Source organism: Serratia sp. H402Y (assembly GCF_051172415.1).
Taxonomy (GTDB): Bacteria; Pseudomonadota; Gammaproteobacteria; order Enterobacterales; family Enterobacteriaceae; genus Serratia; species Serratia ureilytica.
In genome coordinates, this window is record NZ_JBPIYZ010000001.1 from 566,945 (window position 1) to 582,742 (window position 15,798).

Genomic DNA, 15,798 nt, shown 5'->3' on the forward strand with positions numbered 1-15,798 from the left:
AGAGTTGAATGGCGCTCTCCTCCGCAGTTAAAGATCAGATTGGCCAGTGGTACAAAGCCCTGCAGCAGCAAATACCGGATTTCATTTCCCGCGCGCCCCAGCGTCAGATGATCGCCGAGGTGGCGAAGACGCTGGCCGGCGACTACCCGCGCCATCTGGCGATCGAGGCGCCGACCGGCGTCGGCAAAACGCTGTCTTACCTGATACCGGGCATCGCCGTCGGGCGGGCGGAGAGCAAACCGCTGGTGGTCAGCACCGCCAACGTGGCGCTGCAGGATCAGATCTACAGCAAGGATTTGCCGCTGCTGAAGAAGATTATTCCCGATCTGAAATTTACCGGCGCCTTTGGCCGCGGGCGTTACGTCTGCCCGCGCAATCTGGCGGCGATGAGCACCGACGTTAGCCAACAGGGCGATCTGACGCTGTTTCTCGACGACGAGCTGGCGCCGTCCAGCGGTGAAGAGCAGGCGCTGTGTCAGAAGCTGACCAAGGCGCTGGCCCGCTTTGAGTGGGACGGGCTGCGCGATCACTATCAGCAGAGCATCGACGATCCGCTGTGGGCCAAGCTGAGCACCGACAAGGCCAACTGCCTGGGGCGCAACTGTCACTACATTCGCGAATGCCCGTTCTATATCGCCCGCAAAGAGATCGAGAGCGCCGACGTGGTGGTGGCCAACCACGCGCTGGTGATGGCGGCGCTGGAGACGGAATCGGTGCTGCCGAACCCGAAAGAGCTGCTGCTGGTGCTGGACGAAGGCCACCATTTGCCGGAGGTGGCGCGCGACGCGCTGGAGATCGACGGGGAAATCACCGCGCTGTCGACCAACCTGCAGCTGGACATGATCGTGCGCCAGGTCGAACAGTGCATGACGCAGTACCGGCCGAAGAATCCGCCGGGGCTGGCCAACAGCGAACGGCTGAAAAACCATTGCGAGGAGCTGCGCGAGCTGGTGCAGATCTTCGAGCATCAGGTCAGCGCCTATCTGCCCGGCGACAGCGTGGCGGCCGAGCACCGTTTTGAAATGGGCGAGCTGCCCGCGGAGATGGTGGAGAGCTGCGCGCGGCTGTTCAAACTGACCGATGCGCTGCGCGGGCTGGCGGAGTTCGTGCTTAACGATCTTACCGAACAGACCGGCAAGCACGACATCATGCGTCTGCACCGCTCGATCATTCAGATGAGCCGCACGCTGGGCTATCTGGAGGCGATGAGCAAGCTGTGGCGGCTGGCGGCGCTCGACAAGTCGTCCAACGCGCCGATCTCCAAATGGGTCACGCGCGAACTGCGCGATAACGTCACCCATCTGTATTTGCACTGCGTCGGCATTCGCGTCAGCGATCAGCTGGAAAAGCTGCTGTGGCGCAAGGTGCCGCACGTAGTGGTCACCTCGGCCACGCTGCGTTCACTGAACAGCTTCGCGCGTTTGCAAGAGATGAGCGGGTTGAGCGAGAAGGCCGGCGATCGCTTCGAAACGCTCTCATCGCCGTTCAATCACGTCGAACAGGGCAAGATTGTCATTCCGCAGATGCGCTATGAACCGGCGCTCGCCAATGAGGCGGAGCACCTTGAGGAAATGGCGCGGTTTTTCCGCGCCGAGCAGGCGAGCGGCAAGCACAAAGGCATGCTGATCCTGTTCAGCAGCCACCGGGCGATGCAGACTTTCCTCAGCTACGTGACCGATCTGCGGCTGATGCTGCTGGTGCAGGGCGACCAGCCGCGCTACCGGCTGGTGGAAGAACACCGCAAGCGGGTGGAGAAGGGCGTCGCCAGCGTGCTGGTGGGGCTGCAATCGTTCGCCGAAGGGCTGGATCTGAAAGGCGAACTGCTGACCCAGGTGCATATTCACAAAATCGCGTTCCCGCCGATCGACAGCCCGGTGATCATCACCGAAGGCGAGTGGCTGAAATCGCTGAAGCGTTATCCGTTCGAAGTGCAGAGCCTGCCGAGCGCCTCGTTCAACCTGATCCAGCAGGTCGGCCGCCTGATCCGCAGCAACCAATGTTACGGCGAGATCGTGATCTACGATCGCCGGCTGTTGACCAAAAACTACGGTTCGCGGCTGTTGGCGTCGTTGCCGGTGTTCCCGATTGAGCAGCGCGCGGTGCCGGAGGCCGACAAGGCGCATCTGGCGGCGCTGAAATCCGCCGCCGACGCGGCTAAAAAGGAGAAGAAGCGCGGCAACCCGTTCGCCCGCAAACGGCGGCGTTGATCAGAGCAGCGGCGGCAGGCGGCGCTTGACCGGCGTGGTTTTCACGATCGAGGTGTTGCTCTGCGCGTGTTCGGCCAGCCGATCGAGGGTGTGGTCGAGCTGTTCCATCGAGTGCGCCACCAGCCGCACGATAAAGCAGTCTTCGCCGGTCACCTTATCGCATTCGACCACTTCGGGGATCGCCTGAATCAGCTGTTCGACCTTCTTCAGCATGCCCGGCAGCGGCTTGATGCGCACCAGCGACTGAAAGGCGTAACCCACCGCCTGTAGATTGACGTTCAGGGTATAGCCCTGGATCACGCCGCTTTCCTCCAGCCGCCGCAATCTTTCCGACGTGCTCGGCGACGACAGGCCCACCTGCGCGCTCAGCGTCTTCAACGATGCGCGCGCATCTTCCGCCAGAATGGTCAGGATTTGGCGATCGATATCATCCATAACGCCTCCGTTAGGTGTTTCCTTGATTGTAGCTGCGAGAAAAAGGCAGTTAAGCACATCTGCCTTTTTTATGCTATGGAAAGCCGCCCTGCGAAGCCGCAAGCTATGTCTCTGGGCAAGCTTTGAGGAACGCAGAATGAATGCAGAGATAAAACGCGGCTCGCTGGAGATGGCGGCGGCGATGCTGATTTCCGGCTCCATCGGCTGGTTTGTGCTGATGTCCGGCCAGCCGGTGGTCAACGTGGTGTTTTGGCGCTGCGCGGTGGGGGCGCTGGTGCTGCTGGCGGTGTGCGGCGCGCTGGGCCAGCTGCGCCGCGATGCGCTGACGCGCGCCACGCTGCTGCTGGCGATCGCCGGCGGCGTCGCGCTGGTGATCAACTGGCTGCTGCTGTTCGCCGCCTATTCCTATGCCTCTATTTCCATCGCCACCGCGGTGTACAACACCCAGCCGTTTATGCTGGTGGGGCTGGGAGCGCTGTTTCTGGGGGAACGGCTGACCGCCCGCAAGCTGCTGTGGCTGGGCTTGGCGTTCGGCGGCATGATGCTGGTGGTGCTGGCGCAGCCGCGGCAGGCGGGGGAGCAGAGCCATTATCTGGCGGGCATCGCGCTGGCGCTCGGCGCGGCGTTTTTCTACGCCCTGATGGCGCTGGCGGCCAAGCGGCTGAAGGGCACGCCGCCGCATCTTATTGCGCTGATTCAGGTGACGGTAGGGGCGGTGATGCTGCTGCCGCTGGTGGATTTTCATGCGTCGGCCAGCGTTGGCCAGTGGGGGATGCTGGCGACGCTCGGCGTGTTGCATACCGGCCTGATGTACGTGCTGATGTACGGCGCGTTGCAGAAGCTGCCGACCCACCTGATCGGCTCGCTGTCGTTCATCTACCCGATCGCCGCCATGCTGGTGGATCGCCTGGCGTTTGGCCACCGGCTGTCGGCATGGCAACTGCTGGGGACGGCGATCATCCTGCTGGCGGCGGCGGGTATGAACCTGCTGGGCGATCGGCGAGCGCGACTGCTGCCGGCCTCGGATGGCCGGCGCGCCGGCTGATGCTCAGTGCGGTTTTTTCAGCCGGCGCCATAAAGTGGTGCGGCTGATCCCGAGCAACCGGGCGGCGGCGGCGTGGTCGCCTCCGCACCGCGCCAGGGCTTCGTGGGCGGAGACGGGCGCCGCCGGCGTCTCGGGCGGCGAGACCGCCGCCAGCTCCGGCAGCAGCCACTGCAGGGTCTCGCCGCTCGGCGCGACGCCGGTGCTCAGCATCAGCGCCACCCGCTCCATCATGTTGCGCAGCTCGCGCAGGTTGCCGGGCCAGGCGTAATGACCCAGCGCGGCGTAACACCCGGCCAGGGCGGCGCGCAGCGGCTCCGTCAGCGGCACGTCGAGCGCCGCCAGCGACTGTTTCAGAAAGTGTTCCGCCAGCATCGCGATATCGTCGCCGCGCGCCCGCAGTGGCAGCAGCTGCAGCCGCAGGGCGCTCAGGCGGTAAAACAGATCGGCGCGAAAATCGCCCTGTTGAATCGCCTGCTCCAGGCGGGTGTGGGTGGCGCTGATGACGCGAAAGTCGACCTTTACCGGCTGTTGCCCGCCGACCCGAGTGATGGTTTTTTCTTCCAGCGCCCGCAGCAGCCGGGTTTGCAGGTGCAGCGGCATTTCGCCGATCTCATCCAGAAACAGGGTGCCGCCGTTGGCGGTTTCCAGCAGCCCGCGTCGGCCGCCGCGCCGTGAACCGGTGAAGGCGCCTTCCTCATAGCCGAACAGCTCCGCCTCCAGCAGCGATTCGGCGATGGCGCCGCAGTTGATGGCGACGAACGGCGGTGTCGTGCCCCTGGAGGGCGCGCCGCGCCGGGAAAAGTATTCGCGGTGGATCGCCTGCGCCGCCAGCTCTTTGCCGGTGCCGGTTTCGCCTTCGATCAACACCGCCGCCGGCGAGCGGGCGTACAGCATGATGGTGCGCCGGGTCTGTTCCATCTGCGGGGAATCGCCCTGTAAATCGCTCAGCCCATAGCGCGGCTGCAGGGTATCGCGAGCGGCGTAATCGCCGCCGCGCTTGGCGCCGCCCAGCATCAGGCGCGTTACGTCCAGCGCATCGCTGAAGGCGGCGCGCAGGGTGGCGGCGGAATAGAGAAAAATGGCGGTGAGCCCGGCCTCTTCCGCCAGATCGCTGATGAGGCCGGCGCCGACCACCGCCTGAATGCCGGCAGCTTTCAGCTCGGCGATCTGGCCGCGCGCGTCCTCTTCGGTGACGTAACTGCGCTGCTCCAGCGGCAGATCGAAGGTTTGCTGGAACTCCATCAGCGCGGGCAGGGGCGTTTTATAGGTGATGACGCCGATCCGATCGGCGGTTCTGCGCGCCTGGCTCAGCGCCTGCAGCAGGTCGAAGCCGCCGGGCTTGACCAAAATGACCGGCACCGACAAGCGGCTTTTCAGGTAAGCGCCGTTGGAGCCGGCGGCGATGATGGCGTCGCAAGGCTCGGTAGCCAGGCGAGCGCGGATATGCTGCACCGCCTCCTCGAAGCCGAGACGGATCGGGGTGATGGTCGCCAGGTGGTCGAACTCGAGGCTGATATCCCGGAACAGATCGAACAGGCGGGTGATGGAGACGGTCCAGATCACCGGTTTGTCCGGCGTGCGGGACGGCGTGATGTGATCGCTCATGGTGGGTTACCGCATGAAAGTGGCTGCATTAGGTGTAGCCTTGTTTCAGTCATGTTTCAAATATGCCGAGTGAAACCGCGATTGAAACGTTAACTGAAACGTTTTTTTATCCCTTAGCCTGGCGATTGGCGCAGCAGTTTTTGTAACGTATTTATTTTTATCGCTTTTAATTTTTTCCTCACCAAAGTGCAACCTGGCCCGCCCCTTGCTCTGTCTGTTTCATCTAGCTAATCGGAGAGAACGACATGACGCTGCGCTCACCCGGGCTCGCCTTTCGTCAGGCCCTGAGTAAAGAAAAACCCCTGCAAATCGCCGGCGCGATCAACGCCAACCATGCCCTGCTGGCCCAGCGTGCGGGGTTCCAGGCCATCTATCTTTCCGGCGGCGGCGTGGCGGCCGGTTCGCTGGGGCTGCCGGACCTGGGTATTTCGACGCTGGACGATGTGTTGACCGATATTCGCCGCATCACCGATGTCTGCCCACTGCCGCTGCTGGTGGATGTCGACAGCGGTTTCGGCGCATCGGCGTTCAACGTCGCCCGCACGGTGCGCTCGGTGAGCAAGGCCGGGGCGGCGGCGCTGCATATCGAAGATCAGGTCGGCGCCAAGCGCTGCGGCCATCGGCCCAATAAGGCCATCGTCTCCACCGAAGAGATGGTGGATCGCATCAAGGCGGCGGTAGATGCGCGCAGCGATCCGGACTTCGTGATCATGGCGCGCACCGATGCGCTGGCGGTGGAGGGGCTGGAGGCGGCCATCGAGCGCGCTCAGGCTTACGTGGCGGCCGGGGCCGACATGCTGTTCCCGGAAGCGATTACCGAGCTGGGCATGTACCGCCGCTTCGCCGAAGCGACGCAGGTGCCGATACTCGCCAACATCACCGAATTCGGCGCGACGCCGCTGTTCACTACCGAGGAGCTGCGCAGCGCCCGGGTGGATATGGCGCTGTATCCGCTGTCGGCCTTCCGAGCGATGAATCGGGCGGCGGAGCGGGTGTACCGCGCCCTGCGCGAAGAGGGCACGCAGAAAAACGTCATCGACACCATGCAGACCCGCAACGAGCTGTATGAAAGCATCAACTACTATTTGTTCGAAGAGAAACTCGACGCTCTGTTCGCTCGCCAACGCGACGAATAGGCGCCATTCACGCAGAAGCCAAATGAGGACAGTATGAGCCAAGCGATCCCCCCGCAAAGCCCGACTGGCGTTAAGCCGAAAAAATCCGTGGCGTTATCCGGCGTGCCCGCCGGGAATACCGCGCTGTGTTCCGTAGGGCGCAGCGGCAACGATCTGCACTACCGCGGTTACGACATTCTCGACCTCGCGCGCCACTGCGAGTTTGAAGAGGTCGCCCATCTGCTGATCCACGGCAAGTTGCCCAACCGCGACGAACTTCATGCCTACAAGCAGCGGCTCAAAGCGCTGCGCGGCCTGCCCGCCAGCGTGCGCACGGTGCTGGAGGCGCTGCCGGCGGCGTCTCACCCGATGGACGTGATGCGCACCGGCGTTTCGGCCCTCGGCTGCACGCTGCCGGAAAAAGAGCAGCACGGCGCGGCCGGCGCGCGCGACATCGCCGACCGGCTGCTGGCGTCGTTGGGATCGATGCTGCTCTACTGGTATCACTACAGCCACAACGGCGAGCGCATTCAGCCGGAGACCGACGACGATTCCATCGGCGGCCACTTCCTGCACCTGCTGCACGGCGCAGCGCCTTCCGCCAGCTGGGAGCAGGCGATGCACGCGTCATTGATCCTGTACGCCGAGCATGAATTCAACGCCTCGACCTTCGCCGGCCGGGTGATCGCCGGCACCGGATCCGATGTCTATTCGGCGATCGTCGGCGCCATTGGCGCGCTGCGCGGGCCGAAGCACGGCGGCGCCAACGAGGTGTCGCTGGAGATCCAGCAACGCTATGAAACGCCGGACGAAGCGGAAGCCGACATTCGCCGCCGCATCGACAACAAAGAGGTGGTGATCGGCTTCGGGCACCCGGTGTATACCGTCTCCGATCCGCGCCATCAGGTGATCAAAGAGATCGCGCTGCGCCTGTCGCAGGAAGCGGGCGCGATGAAGCTGTATGACATCGCCGACCGGCTGGAAAGCGTAATGCGCGACACCAAAAACATGTTCCCCAACCTCGACTGGTTCTCGGCGGTGTCTTACCACCAGCTGGGGGTGCCCACCGAAATGTTCACGCCGCTGTTCGTCATGGCGCGCGTCAGCGGCTGGTCGGCGCACATCATCGAGCAACGGCAGGACAACAAAATCATTCGCCCGTCCGCCAACTATACCGGGCCGGAAGCGCGAGCCTTCGTACCGCTGGATCAGCGCTGAGCGCCGGTCGTTATCGTGTCGTTTTCACTCTGGAGCCTTTGGGAATCATGATGCTTGAGTCTGCCAATACCCGCCGTCCGCCGTTCGATCGCGAAATGGTCGATATCGTCGATTATGTGATGAAAGAGGCCGTCGATACCCCGGCGGCGTACCGCACCGCCCATTATTGCCTGCTCGATACCCTCGGCTGCGGGCTGGAGGCGCTGAGCTACCCGGCCTGCAAGAAACTGATGGGGCCGGTGGTGCCGGGCGCCGAGGTGCTGAACGGCAGCCGGGTGCCCGGCACCCGTTTCCAACTGGATCCGGTGCAGGCGGCGTTCAATATCGGCGCCATGATCCGCTGGCTCGACTTTAACGACACCTGGCTGGCGGCGGAGTGGGGCCACCCGTCGGACAACCTGGGCGGGATCCTGGCGGTGGCCGATTGGCTCTCTCGCCAGGCGGTGGCGGCGGGCAAAGCGCCGCTGACCATGCGGCAGGTGCTGATCGCCATGATCAAGGCGCATGAGATCCAGGGCTGCCTGGCGCTGGAAAACGCCTTCAACCGGGTAGGGTTGGATCACGTGCTGCTGGTGAAGGTGGCGTCCACCGCGGTGGTGGCGCAGCTGCTCGGCCTGAGCCGCGAGGCGATCCTGAACGCGGTGTCGCTGGCGTGGGTGGACGGGCAGTCGCTGCGCACCTACCGCCACGCGCCGAACGCCGGCACCCGCAAATCCTGGGCGGCGGGGGATGCGACCGCCCGCGCGGTGCGGCTGGCGCTGATGGCCGCCACCGGTGAGATGGGCTATCCCTCGGCGCTCACGGCGCCGACCTGGGGATTCTACGACGTCTCGTTCAACGGCAAACCTTTCCGCTTCCAGCGGCCATACGGCGCGTATGTGATGGAGAACGTGCTGTTCAAAATTTCGTTCCCGGCGGAGTTCCATGCCCAGACCGCCGTGGAGGCGGCCATGGCGCTGCACCGCCAGATGCAGGCCGCCGGCAAAACCGCCGCCGACATCGCCAGGGTGAGCATCCGCACCCACGAGGCCTGCCTGCGCATTATCGACAAGCAGGGGCCGCTGGATAACCCGGCGGATCGCGATCACTGCATTCAGTATATGGTGGCGATCCCGCTGCTGTTCGGCCGGCTGACGGCGGCGGATTACGAGGACCGGGTGGCCGAAGATCCGCGCATCGACGCATTGCGTAGCAAGATACATTGCCATGAAGATCCCGCCTTCACGCGCGATTATCACGATCCGGAAAAACGCTCGATCGCCAATGCACTGACGGTGGAGTTCGCCGACGGCAGCCGTCTGGATGAGGTGGCGGTGGAGTATCCTATCGGCCATGCGCGGCGGCGCGAAGAGGGCATCCCGCTGCTGATCGAGAAGTTTAAAACCAACCTGGCGCGCCAGTTCCCGGCCCTGCAGCAGCAGCGCATTCTTGAGGTGTCGCTGGACCGGCAGCGGCTGGCGCAGATGCCGGTCAACGAGTATCTCGATTTGTGGGTGATCTGAGGTGAGCGGCGCTGACAAGCCACGTCGGCGTCGCTATGATGGACGCTCCATCCCCGTCCGTCTTCTTATCAGGTGATTCATGATTGATGCTGCAACGCTGTTGTTGTTTTCCGGTGCCTGCGTGGCGCTGGCGCTGACCCCCGGCCCGGATATGCTGCTGATCGCTTCGCGCAGCGTCAGCCAGGGGCCGCGGGCCGGTTTCGCTTCGCTGGCGGGCATTCAACTCGGCACTTACTGCCATGCGCTGGCGGCGGCGCTGGGGTTGTCGCAACTGTTCGTCGCGGTGCCGCTGGCTTACGACGCGGTGAGAATGTTGGGCGCAGCTTATCTGCTCTATCTGGCGTGGAAAACGTTGCGATCCGGCAGCAGTCTGCAGGCTTCCGCCGGGTTGCAGGCGGTGCCGACGGCGCGCATTTTCCGACAGGGGCTGCTGACCAACATCCTCAACCCGAAGATGGCGCTGTTCGTGCTGGCGCTGTTCCCGCAGTTTATCGATCCGCGCGCCGGCTCGGTGGTGGTGCAGATGCTGGCGCTGGCGACGGTGCTGAATCTGGTCGGCTTGCTGATTAACGGCGGGGTGATCCTGGCGGTCAGCGGCATGAAAAGCCGTTTCGCCGGCCGCCGCTTCAGCGCCCGCTGGCCGAACTACCTGCTGAGCGGCGTGTTCGCCGGGCTGGCCTGCAAACTCATTTTCGACAGCCGTCGTTAATCCTCGCGCAGCAGCGCTTCAAACGCCGCGCTGGCCGGTTCGTCCGGCAGCGCGCTGTACATCACCAGCCGCAGATGGTTCTCTTCGTCGACGATGAAAGAGGCATGGTCAAAGGTGACCGGGCCGATCTCCGGGACGACGAAGCTGCGCCGCCCCTGACAGCGTCCGTGAATGTCATGCTGCCGCCAGAGCCGGCGGAACGGCGGCGACACCCGCTCCAGCGCCTGCACCCGTTGGCGCATCACCTCATCCTCCGGCGCGCGGGCATAGTCGCGGCGGAAGCTGGCCAGGATTTGCGGCGCCTGCGCCTGCCACTCCAGCAGGCGCTCATTGAGCTGCGGATCGGCAAACAGCATCCACAACATGTTGCGCTCTTGCGCCGGGCGATCGCCGATGGCGAACAGCCGCTGCGCCGCCGGATTCCAGGCGATGATGTCCCAACTCAGGTTCATGACGTAGGCCGGCCGCAGCGCCAAATCGTCCAGCAGACGCCGCACCAACGGCGAAACCTGGCACCACTGATGCCCAACCGGCACCGGCGGGCGCTGATGCGCCAATAAGAACAGGTGGTAGCGGCCGGCGGCGTCGAGCTGCAGCACCCGCGCCAGATTTTCCAAAAACGTCACCGACGCATTGATTTCCCTGCCTTGCTCCAGCCAGGTGTACCATGTGAGGCCGACGCCGGCCAGCGCCGCCACCTCCTCGCGCCGCAATCCCGGCGTGCGGCGGCGGCTGCCGCTCGGCAAGCCGACCGCCTCTGGCGACAGTTGTTCTCGCTTTTGCCGCAGAAAATCCCCCAGTTCGTGGCGGGTGCGTTCGAGGGTGCGTGGGGGCATGTCGGCCGTCCTGTTGCTGTCAGTAATAGTATAAATGGCTATATAGTAACAGTTTAAACCTTGTTCCATACTGCGGCCATCATAATCTCTGGAGGTGGTATGGAACATTCATTATCTCGTGAGCGGCGAGGGCTGCCCGGCCTGCCGGTGCTGCTGTTGGGCGGTTTTGTCACGGTGTTCGATCTGTTCGTGGTCAACGTGGCGGCGCCGGTGATCCAGCGGCAGTTCGCTGCCGATTTCGCCGGGATAGGTTTGATCGTCGCCGGTTATGAGCTGGCGTTTGGGGTGCTGTTGATCGCCGGTGGGCGCCTGGGCGATCGCTTCGGGCGTCGGCGCTTGTTCAGCCTCGGCATGCTGGGATTCACGTTGAGCTCTCTGCTGTGCGGGCTGGCGGGATCGCTCGGCCTGCTGATCGCCGCGCGTATTCTGCAGGGGGCGACGGCGGCGCTGTTGTTCCCGCAAATTTACGCCTTGATGCGGGTGCTGTACGAGCCGCAACAGCGACGGCGCGCCTTCGCCTGGCTGGGCATGACGTTGGGATTGGCGGCGATCTTCGGCCAGATCCTCGGCGGATTTATCATCGAGGCCAACCTGTTCGGCAGCGGCTGGCGCATGATCTTTTTGATCAATTTGCCGATCGGCGCACTGGCGCTGTGGGCGGTGCGGTGCATTCCCGAATCGCGGGTGGCGCAGGCGCAGCGGCTGGACGGCGTTGGCCTGTGGCTGGCGGCGACCGGCCTGTCGCTGTTGCTGCTGCCGCTGCTGGAGGGGCCGGCGCGCGGCTGGCCGTGGTGGATAGCGCCGATGTTGGCGTTGGCGATGCTGACGCTGTGGGGCTTCCTGCGTTGGGAGCGGCGTCTGGCGCAGCGCGGTGACGATGCGGTGCTCGATCCGGCGCTGTTCCGCCAGGCGGGTTTCGCGCCGGGTATGGCGGTGGTGCTGGCGATTTATGCCACCGCTTCCTCGTTTTTCTTGTGTTTCGCGCTGCTGCTGCAGGCGGGGGCGGGGCTGACGCCTTTTCAGGCGGGCAGCCTGTTCGCCCCGGCCAGCGCGGCCTTTATGTTGGCGTCGATGCTGGCGCCCCGGCTGGCGCAGCGGTGGGGCAACGGCGTGCTGAGCGTGGGCGTGGCGATTTACGCCGCCGGGTTGGCGCTATTGATGGCGCAGGCGCTGTGGGGTGAGGCGCTGGCGCATCCGCTGCGGTTGCTGCCGGGGTTGGTGGTGCTGGGGTTCGGTCAGGCGCTGAGCATGACGCCGCTGCTGAATCTGGTGCTGGGTTTGGCGCAGGAGCGGCAGGCGGGGATGGCGGCGGGTCTGGTCGCCACCGTGCAGCAGGTGGGAGGCGCGTTGGGCATCGTGGTCAGCGGCGTCGGTTTTGTGCCGCTGTTGGCGAGCGGCGGCGCGGCGGAGCGCTATGCCCAAGCCTTTGCCGGCGCCATGGTATTTAATCTGTTGGCGATGGGCGTGGCCCTGCTGTTGTTAAACCGGATCACTCGAAATAGCCAGAAAGCGGATCTTAAGTAGGCCGCCGGCGGGTGCTTTACTGTTGTCATCATGAGAGAGCGATAAGGAGCCGCACTGATGTTTCAACCCGCCGCATTTCGCGAAGACGATCTGGATGCCCAACTGGCGTTGATCCGCGCCCACCCGCTGGGGCTGTTGGTCAGCCACGGCGAGCACGGATTGACGGCCGACCCGCTGCCGTTTGTGGCTGATGTCGAGCAGGGGCAGCTGCGGCTGCGGGCGCACCTGTCGCGCGCCAACGAGCACTGGCGGCGGTTGCGGCACGCCGCGGAATGCCTGGTGATCTTTCAAGGCCTGGAAGGTTATGTGTCGCCAGGCTGGTACCCGAGCAAACGCCAGACCGGCAAGGTGGTGCCGACCTGGAATTACAGCGTGGTGCAACTGTATGGCGTGCCGACGGTGACGGACGATCCGGCCTGGCTGCGCCGCCAACTGATCGCTCTTACCGCGCAGCAGGAAGGGCGACGCCCGGAACCCTGGCGGCTCGATGATGCGCCGGCCAACTACATCGCCGCGCAGCTTAAAGGCATCGTCGGCATCGAGATCGCCGTCACCCGGCGTGAAGGCAAATGGAAGATGAGCCAAAACCGCAGCGCCGACGACGCCGGCGGGGTCATCGCCGGGCTGCGCGATGGCGATGACGCGCAACGGCGGCTGGCGCAGGAGGTTGAGCGGCGGCGCGGATAGGGTATGCTAACTGAAGGGCAGCCAGGGGAACCTTCGGATGGATTACACCAAAATTATCAAAGAAATAGGCCGCGGCAAAAATCATGCGCGCGACCTGGATCAACAGACCGCTTTTCAACTGTATCAGGCGATGCTGGCCGGGGAGGTCCCCGAACTTGAGCTGGGCGGCATTCTGATCGCGCTGCGCATCAAGGGCGAAGCCGAAGAGGAGATGCTGGGGTTCTACCAGGCGATGCAGCAGCAGGTATTGTCGCTGCAGGCGCCGCAAGGGCGCCCGCTGCCGGTAGTGCTGCCGAGCTACAACGGCGCGCGCAAGCAGGCCAACCTGACGCCGCTGCTGGCGCTGCTGCTGGCGAAAGTGGGCCTGCCGGTGGTGGTGCACGGCGTCCTGGACGACAGCACCCGCGTGACCAGCGCCGAGATTTTCCGCGCTCTGGGGCTGCCGTGGTCGGAACAGGCCGCTCACGCCCAGCGGCGTCTCGATAACGGCGAGGCGGTATTCATGCCGGTTTCCACGCTGTCGGCGCCGTTGGCGCGGCAGCTCGGATTGCGTTGGCGCATGGGGGTGCGCAACAGCGCCCATACGCTGGCCAAGCTGGCGACGCCGTTTGGCGAACAGGATGCGTTGCGCCTCGCCAGCGTCTCTCATCCGGAGTATGTTGGCCGGGTGGCGTCGTTTTTCCGCCAGATTGGCGCCCGCGGGTTGCTGATGCACGGCACGGAAGGCGAAGCCTACGCCAACCCGCTGCGCTGCCCGCAAATTCACCACATCGTCGGCGGCGAACAGCGGGTACTGCTGGAGCGCACCTTGCCGGACGAAACGCCGGCATTGCCGGCGGCGAAAGACGCGGAAACCACCGCGCGCTGGACTGAACGCTGTCTGGCGGGCGAGGTGGCGATCCCGCAGGCCATCCAGCGGCAGGTCGCCTGTTGCCTGGTGGCCGCCGGCGAGAGCGAGACGCTGGAGCAGGGGCTGCAGCGCCTGCGTCAGGCCTAAGCGCGACTATACTGGGATATTTCCTCATCGGCTGAGAAGGACGGTTATGCAACAGGCTCTCGAATACTTCAATCAATTGAACCAGGATTACCTCGACGTTCACCGCACCAAAGAAGAGCTGTTCTGGCAAAACTACATGGGCACCGGCGATGAAGACGTCTCGGCGCGCTTTTCCGCCGCGGAAAGCGCCTATAAGCGCTTCGTCGCCGAACCGCGCCGGCTGGCCGAGATCCGCAGTCTGCTTGCCGGGCTGGAAGCGTTGCCGCAGGAGGCGCAGCGCGATGCGCTGATCCATGGCCTGCAAGGTTGGCTGCGCTTTTTCGACTGCAACGCCATTGAAGACTCGCAGGCGCAGGCGCTGTTGGATCAAATCATCCACGCCGAGTCCGATCTCTACTCGCGCCGCAAGGGCTATCAGGTCACGCACCTGAACGCCGACGGGCGGCGGGTGGCGGCCTCGCTCGGCGAGCTGTTGACCAACCAGGCGACCAACCCGAACGAAGACTCTCGCCGCAGCTCGCAGCAGGCGCTGCGCGATCTGGAGCAATGGCTGCTGCATAACGGCCTGCCGGAGCTGATCGGCCTGCGCAACCGCTTTGCGCGCCAGATGGGCTATCGCAACTACTTCGATTACAAGGTGAACAAAACCGAGCGCATGACGCCGGAGCAGCTGTTCGCCATTCTGGATCGCTTCGAGCGGGAAACCCGCGAGGCCAACGCGCGTAGCCTGCGGCAGCTGGCGGCCGACAAGGGCGACCAGGCGCTGGAGCCGTGGAACGTACGCTTCGCCAGCGCCGGCGACGTTACCCGTCAACTGGATCCTTACTTCCCGTTTTCTCGTTCGCTGGAACGCTGGGTCGACAGCTTCAAACGCCTGCACATCGGTTTTGGCGGCGCCGAGATGAATCTCGATCTGCTGGTGCGCAAAGGCAAGTTTGAGAACGGCTTCATGCACGGCCCGGTGCCGCCGTTTGTGCGCCAGGAGGAATGGGTGCCGGCGCGCATCAACTTCACCAGCCTGGCGCAGCCGGGGCAGGTGGGCAGCGGCGCTTACGGGCTCAACACCCTGTTCCACGAGGGCGGCCACGCGGCGCACTTCGCCAACATCCGCCAGAATGCGCCGTGCTTCTCGCAGGAGTTCCCGCCGACCTCGATGGCCTATGCCGAAACCCAATCGATGTTTTGCGACAGCCTGCTGGACGACGCCGACTGGTTGAAGCGCTATGCGAAAAACGCCGCCGGCGAAGCGGTGCCCGATGCGCTGATTGAGGCCGGCATCGCGGCGCGCCAGCCGATGCGCGCGTTCAACGAACGCCATATCCTGCTGGTGCCGTACTTCGAGTGGGCGTTGTATCAGTGGGATGACGAGCAGCGCACGCCGGAAGCCATCACCGCGCTGGCGCGCGAGGTCGAGCAAAAGATCCTCGGCATCAGCGGCAGCCCGCGCCCGACGTTGGCGATCCCGCACCTGCTGTCGCTGGAGTCCGCCTGTTCCTATCAGGGTTATCTGCTGGCGATGATGGCGGTGGAGCAAACCCGTCACTTCTTCCTGCAGCGCGACGGTTACCTGACGGACAACCCGGCCATCGGCCCGGATCTGGCGCAACACTACTGGTTGCCGGGCAACAGCGTCAGCCATGACGACACGCTGCGCAGCCTGACCGGCGAAGGGTTCAATCCGGACTATCTGGCGCAGGCCTGCAACCAGACGGTGGCGCAGGCGTGGCACGAGGCGCAGCAGACGATGGCCGCCGCGGCCAAGCGCCCGCAGCCGCCGGCAGATTTCGATTTGCAGGCGCACATCCGGGTGGTGGATGGCGAGACGGTATTGGCGGACAACGCTGAGGGTGACGACCGGATGTGCCGCGACTTCGCTGCGGCGATAGAGGCGCGCTTGGCTTAAGGCGGATAATAAAAT

13 protein-coding genes are annotated in these 15,798 nt (G+C 64.4%); 10 read left to right on the forward strand and 3 right to left on the reverse strand.

What is annotated here, in order from left to right; all coding sequences use genetic code 11:
• Positions 1-8: 8 nt before the first annotated feature.
• On the forward strand, positions 9-2,207 hold the full coding sequence (dinG, locus tag ACSBQS_RS02935) for an ATP-dependent DNA helicase DinG (protein WP_033642371.1): 2,199 nt from the start codon (positions 9-11) through the stop codon (positions 2,205-2,207).
• Here the strand turns inward: dinG and ACSBQS_RS02940 are convergent, their stop codons facing one another.
• Entirely contained in the window at positions 2,208-2,642 is a 435-nt protein-coding gene (locus ACSBQS_RS02940; RefSeq protein ID WP_042783967.1) for an Lrp/AsnC family transcriptional regulator, read from the reverse strand.
• Positions 2,643-2,778: 136 nt separating this feature from the next.
• Between ACSBQS_RS02940 and ACSBQS_RS02945 the strand changes: the two genes are divergently transcribed.
• Positions 2,779-3,687, forward strand: coding sequence for a DMT family transporter (locus tag ACSBQS_RS02945; protein ID WP_108680337.1), 909 nt, complete (start codon positions 2,779-2,781; stop codon positions 3,685-3,687).
• A 3-nt stretch (positions 3,688-3,690) separates the two neighbouring features.
• On the opposite strand, the gene prpR is transcribed toward ACSBQS_RS02945, so the two are convergent.
• Positions 3,691-5,292 (reverse strand): propionate catabolism operon regulatory protein PrpR, encoded by a 1,602-nt coding sequence (gene prpR, locus ACSBQS_RS02950; protein ID WP_342163121.1) that lies wholly within the window; start codon positions 5,290-5,292, stop codon positions 3,691-3,693.
• 245 nt (positions 5,293-5,537) lie between these two features.
• On the opposite strand from prpR, the gene prpB reads away from it, so the two are divergent.
• The 4 genes from prpB to ACSBQS_RS02970 all read left to right on the forward strand — a co-directional run bounded on the left by prpB (position 5,538) and on the right by ACSBQS_RS02970 (position 9,836).
• The gene (gene prpB / locus ACSBQS_RS02955) at positions 5,538-6,428 is read left to right on the forward strand and encodes a methylisocitrate lyase (RefSeq protein ID WP_043137053.1); all 891 of its coding nucleotides are present in this window, start codon (positions 5,538-5,540) and stop codon (positions 6,426-6,428) included.
• A 33-nt stretch (positions 6,429-6,461) separates the two neighbouring features.
• Entirely contained in the window at positions 6,462-7,625 is a 1,164-nt protein-coding gene (gene prpC / locus ACSBQS_RS02960; protein ID WP_015377141.1) for a bifunctional 2-methylcitrate synthase/citrate synthase, read from the forward strand.
• Positions 7,626-7,675: 50 nt separating this feature from the next.
• Positions 7,676-9,127, forward strand: a complete 1,452-nt coding sequence (locus ACSBQS_RS02965; protein ID WP_342163249.1) for a bifunctional 2-methylcitrate dehydratase/aconitate hydratase — start codon at positions 7,676-7,678, stop codon at positions 9,125-9,127.
• 79 nt (positions 9,128-9,206) lie between these two features.
• Positions 9,207-9,836 carry a LysE family translocator gene (locus ACSBQS_RS02970; protein ID WP_033650543.1) on the forward strand — a complete coding sequence of 210 codons (630 nt, stop codon included), beginning with the start codon at positions 9,207-9,209 and terminating at the stop codon, positions 9,834-9,836.
• Here ACSBQS_RS02970 and ACSBQS_RS02975 read toward each other — a convergent pair.
• Positions 9,833-10,672, reverse strand: coding sequence for a helix-turn-helix transcriptional regulator (locus ACSBQS_RS02975; protein WP_033650544.1), 840 nt, complete (start codon positions 10,670-10,672; stop codon positions 9,833-9,835). The two genes, ACSBQS_RS02970 and ACSBQS_RS02975, sit on opposite strands and share 4 nt — an antisense overlap.
• Positions 10,673-10,771: 99 nt before the next feature.
• Between ACSBQS_RS02975 and ACSBQS_RS02980 the strand changes: the two genes are divergently transcribed.
• From ACSBQS_RS02980 to ACSBQS_RS02995, 4 genes are read left to right on the forward strand one after another with little or no spacing between them, the layout of a single operon-like run.
• A complete protein-coding gene (locus ACSBQS_RS02980) occupies positions 10,772-12,196 on the forward strand; it encodes an MFS transporter (protein WP_197749643.1) in 1,425 nt (474 codons plus the stop codon).
• A 57-nt stretch (positions 12,197-12,253) separates the two neighbouring features.
• On the forward strand, positions 12,254-12,883 hold the full coding sequence (locus ACSBQS_RS02985; protein ID WP_149542589.1) for an FMN-binding negative transcriptional regulator: 630 nt from the start codon (positions 12,254-12,256) through the stop codon (positions 12,881-12,883).
• A gap of 37 nt (positions 12,884-12,920) precedes the next feature.
• Positions 12,921-13,880, forward strand: coding sequence for a DNA-binding protein YbiB (gene ybiB / locus ACSBQS_RS02990; protein WP_089191369.1), 960 nt, complete (start codon positions 12,921-12,923; stop codon positions 13,878-13,880).
• A gap of 46 nt (positions 13,881-13,926) precedes the next feature.
• Positions 13,927-15,783 carry a M3 family metallopeptidase gene (locus tag ACSBQS_RS02995; RefSeq protein ID WP_342163113.1) on the forward strand — a complete coding sequence of 619 codons (1,857 nt, stop codon included), beginning with the start codon at positions 13,927-13,929 and terminating at the stop codon, positions 15,781-15,783.
• Positions 15,784-15,798: the final 15 nt, after the last annotated feature.

Excerpts from the sequence above, each read along its gene's own strand:
- dinG (WP_033642371.1), top strand. The coding sequence starts at position 9 with ATGGCGCTCTCCTCCGCAGTTAAAGATCAGATTGGCCAGTGGTACAAA.
- ACSBQS_RS02940 (WP_042783967.1), bottom strand. The coding sequence starts at position 2,642 with ATGGATGATATCGATCGCCAAATCCTGACCATTCTGGCGGAAGATGCG.
- ACSBQS_RS02945 (WP_108680337.1), top strand. The coding sequence starts at position 2,779 with ATGAATGCAGAGATAAAACGCGGCTCGCTGGAGATGGCGGCGGCGATG.
- prpR (WP_342163121.1), bottom strand. The coding sequence starts at position 5,292 with ATGAGCGATCACATCACGCCGTCCCGCACGCCGGACAAACCGGTGATC.
- prpB (WP_043137053.1), top strand. The coding sequence starts at position 5,538 with ATGACGCTGCGCTCACCCGGGCTCGCCTTTCGTCAGGCCCTGAGTAAA.
- prpC (WP_015377141.1), top strand. The coding sequence starts at position 6,462 with ATGAGCCAAGCGATCCCCCCGCAAAGCCCGACTGGCGTTAAGCCGAAA.
- ACSBQS_RS02965 (WP_342163249.1), top strand. The coding sequence starts at position 7,676 with ATGCTTGAGTCTGCCAATACCCGCCGTCCGCCGTTCGATCGCGAAATG.
- ACSBQS_RS02970 (WP_033650543.1), top strand. The coding sequence starts at position 9,207 with ATGATTGATGCTGCAACGCTGTTGTTGTTTTCCGGTGCCTGCGTGGCG.
- ACSBQS_RS02975 (WP_033650544.1), bottom strand. The coding sequence starts at position 10,672 with ATGCCCCCACGCACCCTCGAACGCACCCGCCACGAACTGGGGGATTTT.
- ACSBQS_RS02980 (WP_197749643.1), top strand. The coding sequence starts at position 10,772 with ATGGAACATTCATTATCTCGTGAGCGGCGAGGGCTGCCCGGCCTGCCG.
- ACSBQS_RS02985 (WP_149542589.1), top strand. The coding sequence starts at position 12,254 with ATGTTTCAACCCGCCGCATTTCGCGAAGACGATCTGGATGCCCAACTG.
- ybiB (WP_089191369.1), top strand. The coding sequence starts at position 12,921 with ATGGATTACACCAAAATTATCAAAGAAATAGGCCGCGGCAAAAATCAT.
- ACSBQS_RS02995 (WP_342163113.1), top strand. The coding sequence starts at position 13,927 with ATGCAACAGGCTCTCGAATACTTCAATCAATTGAACCAGGATTACCTC.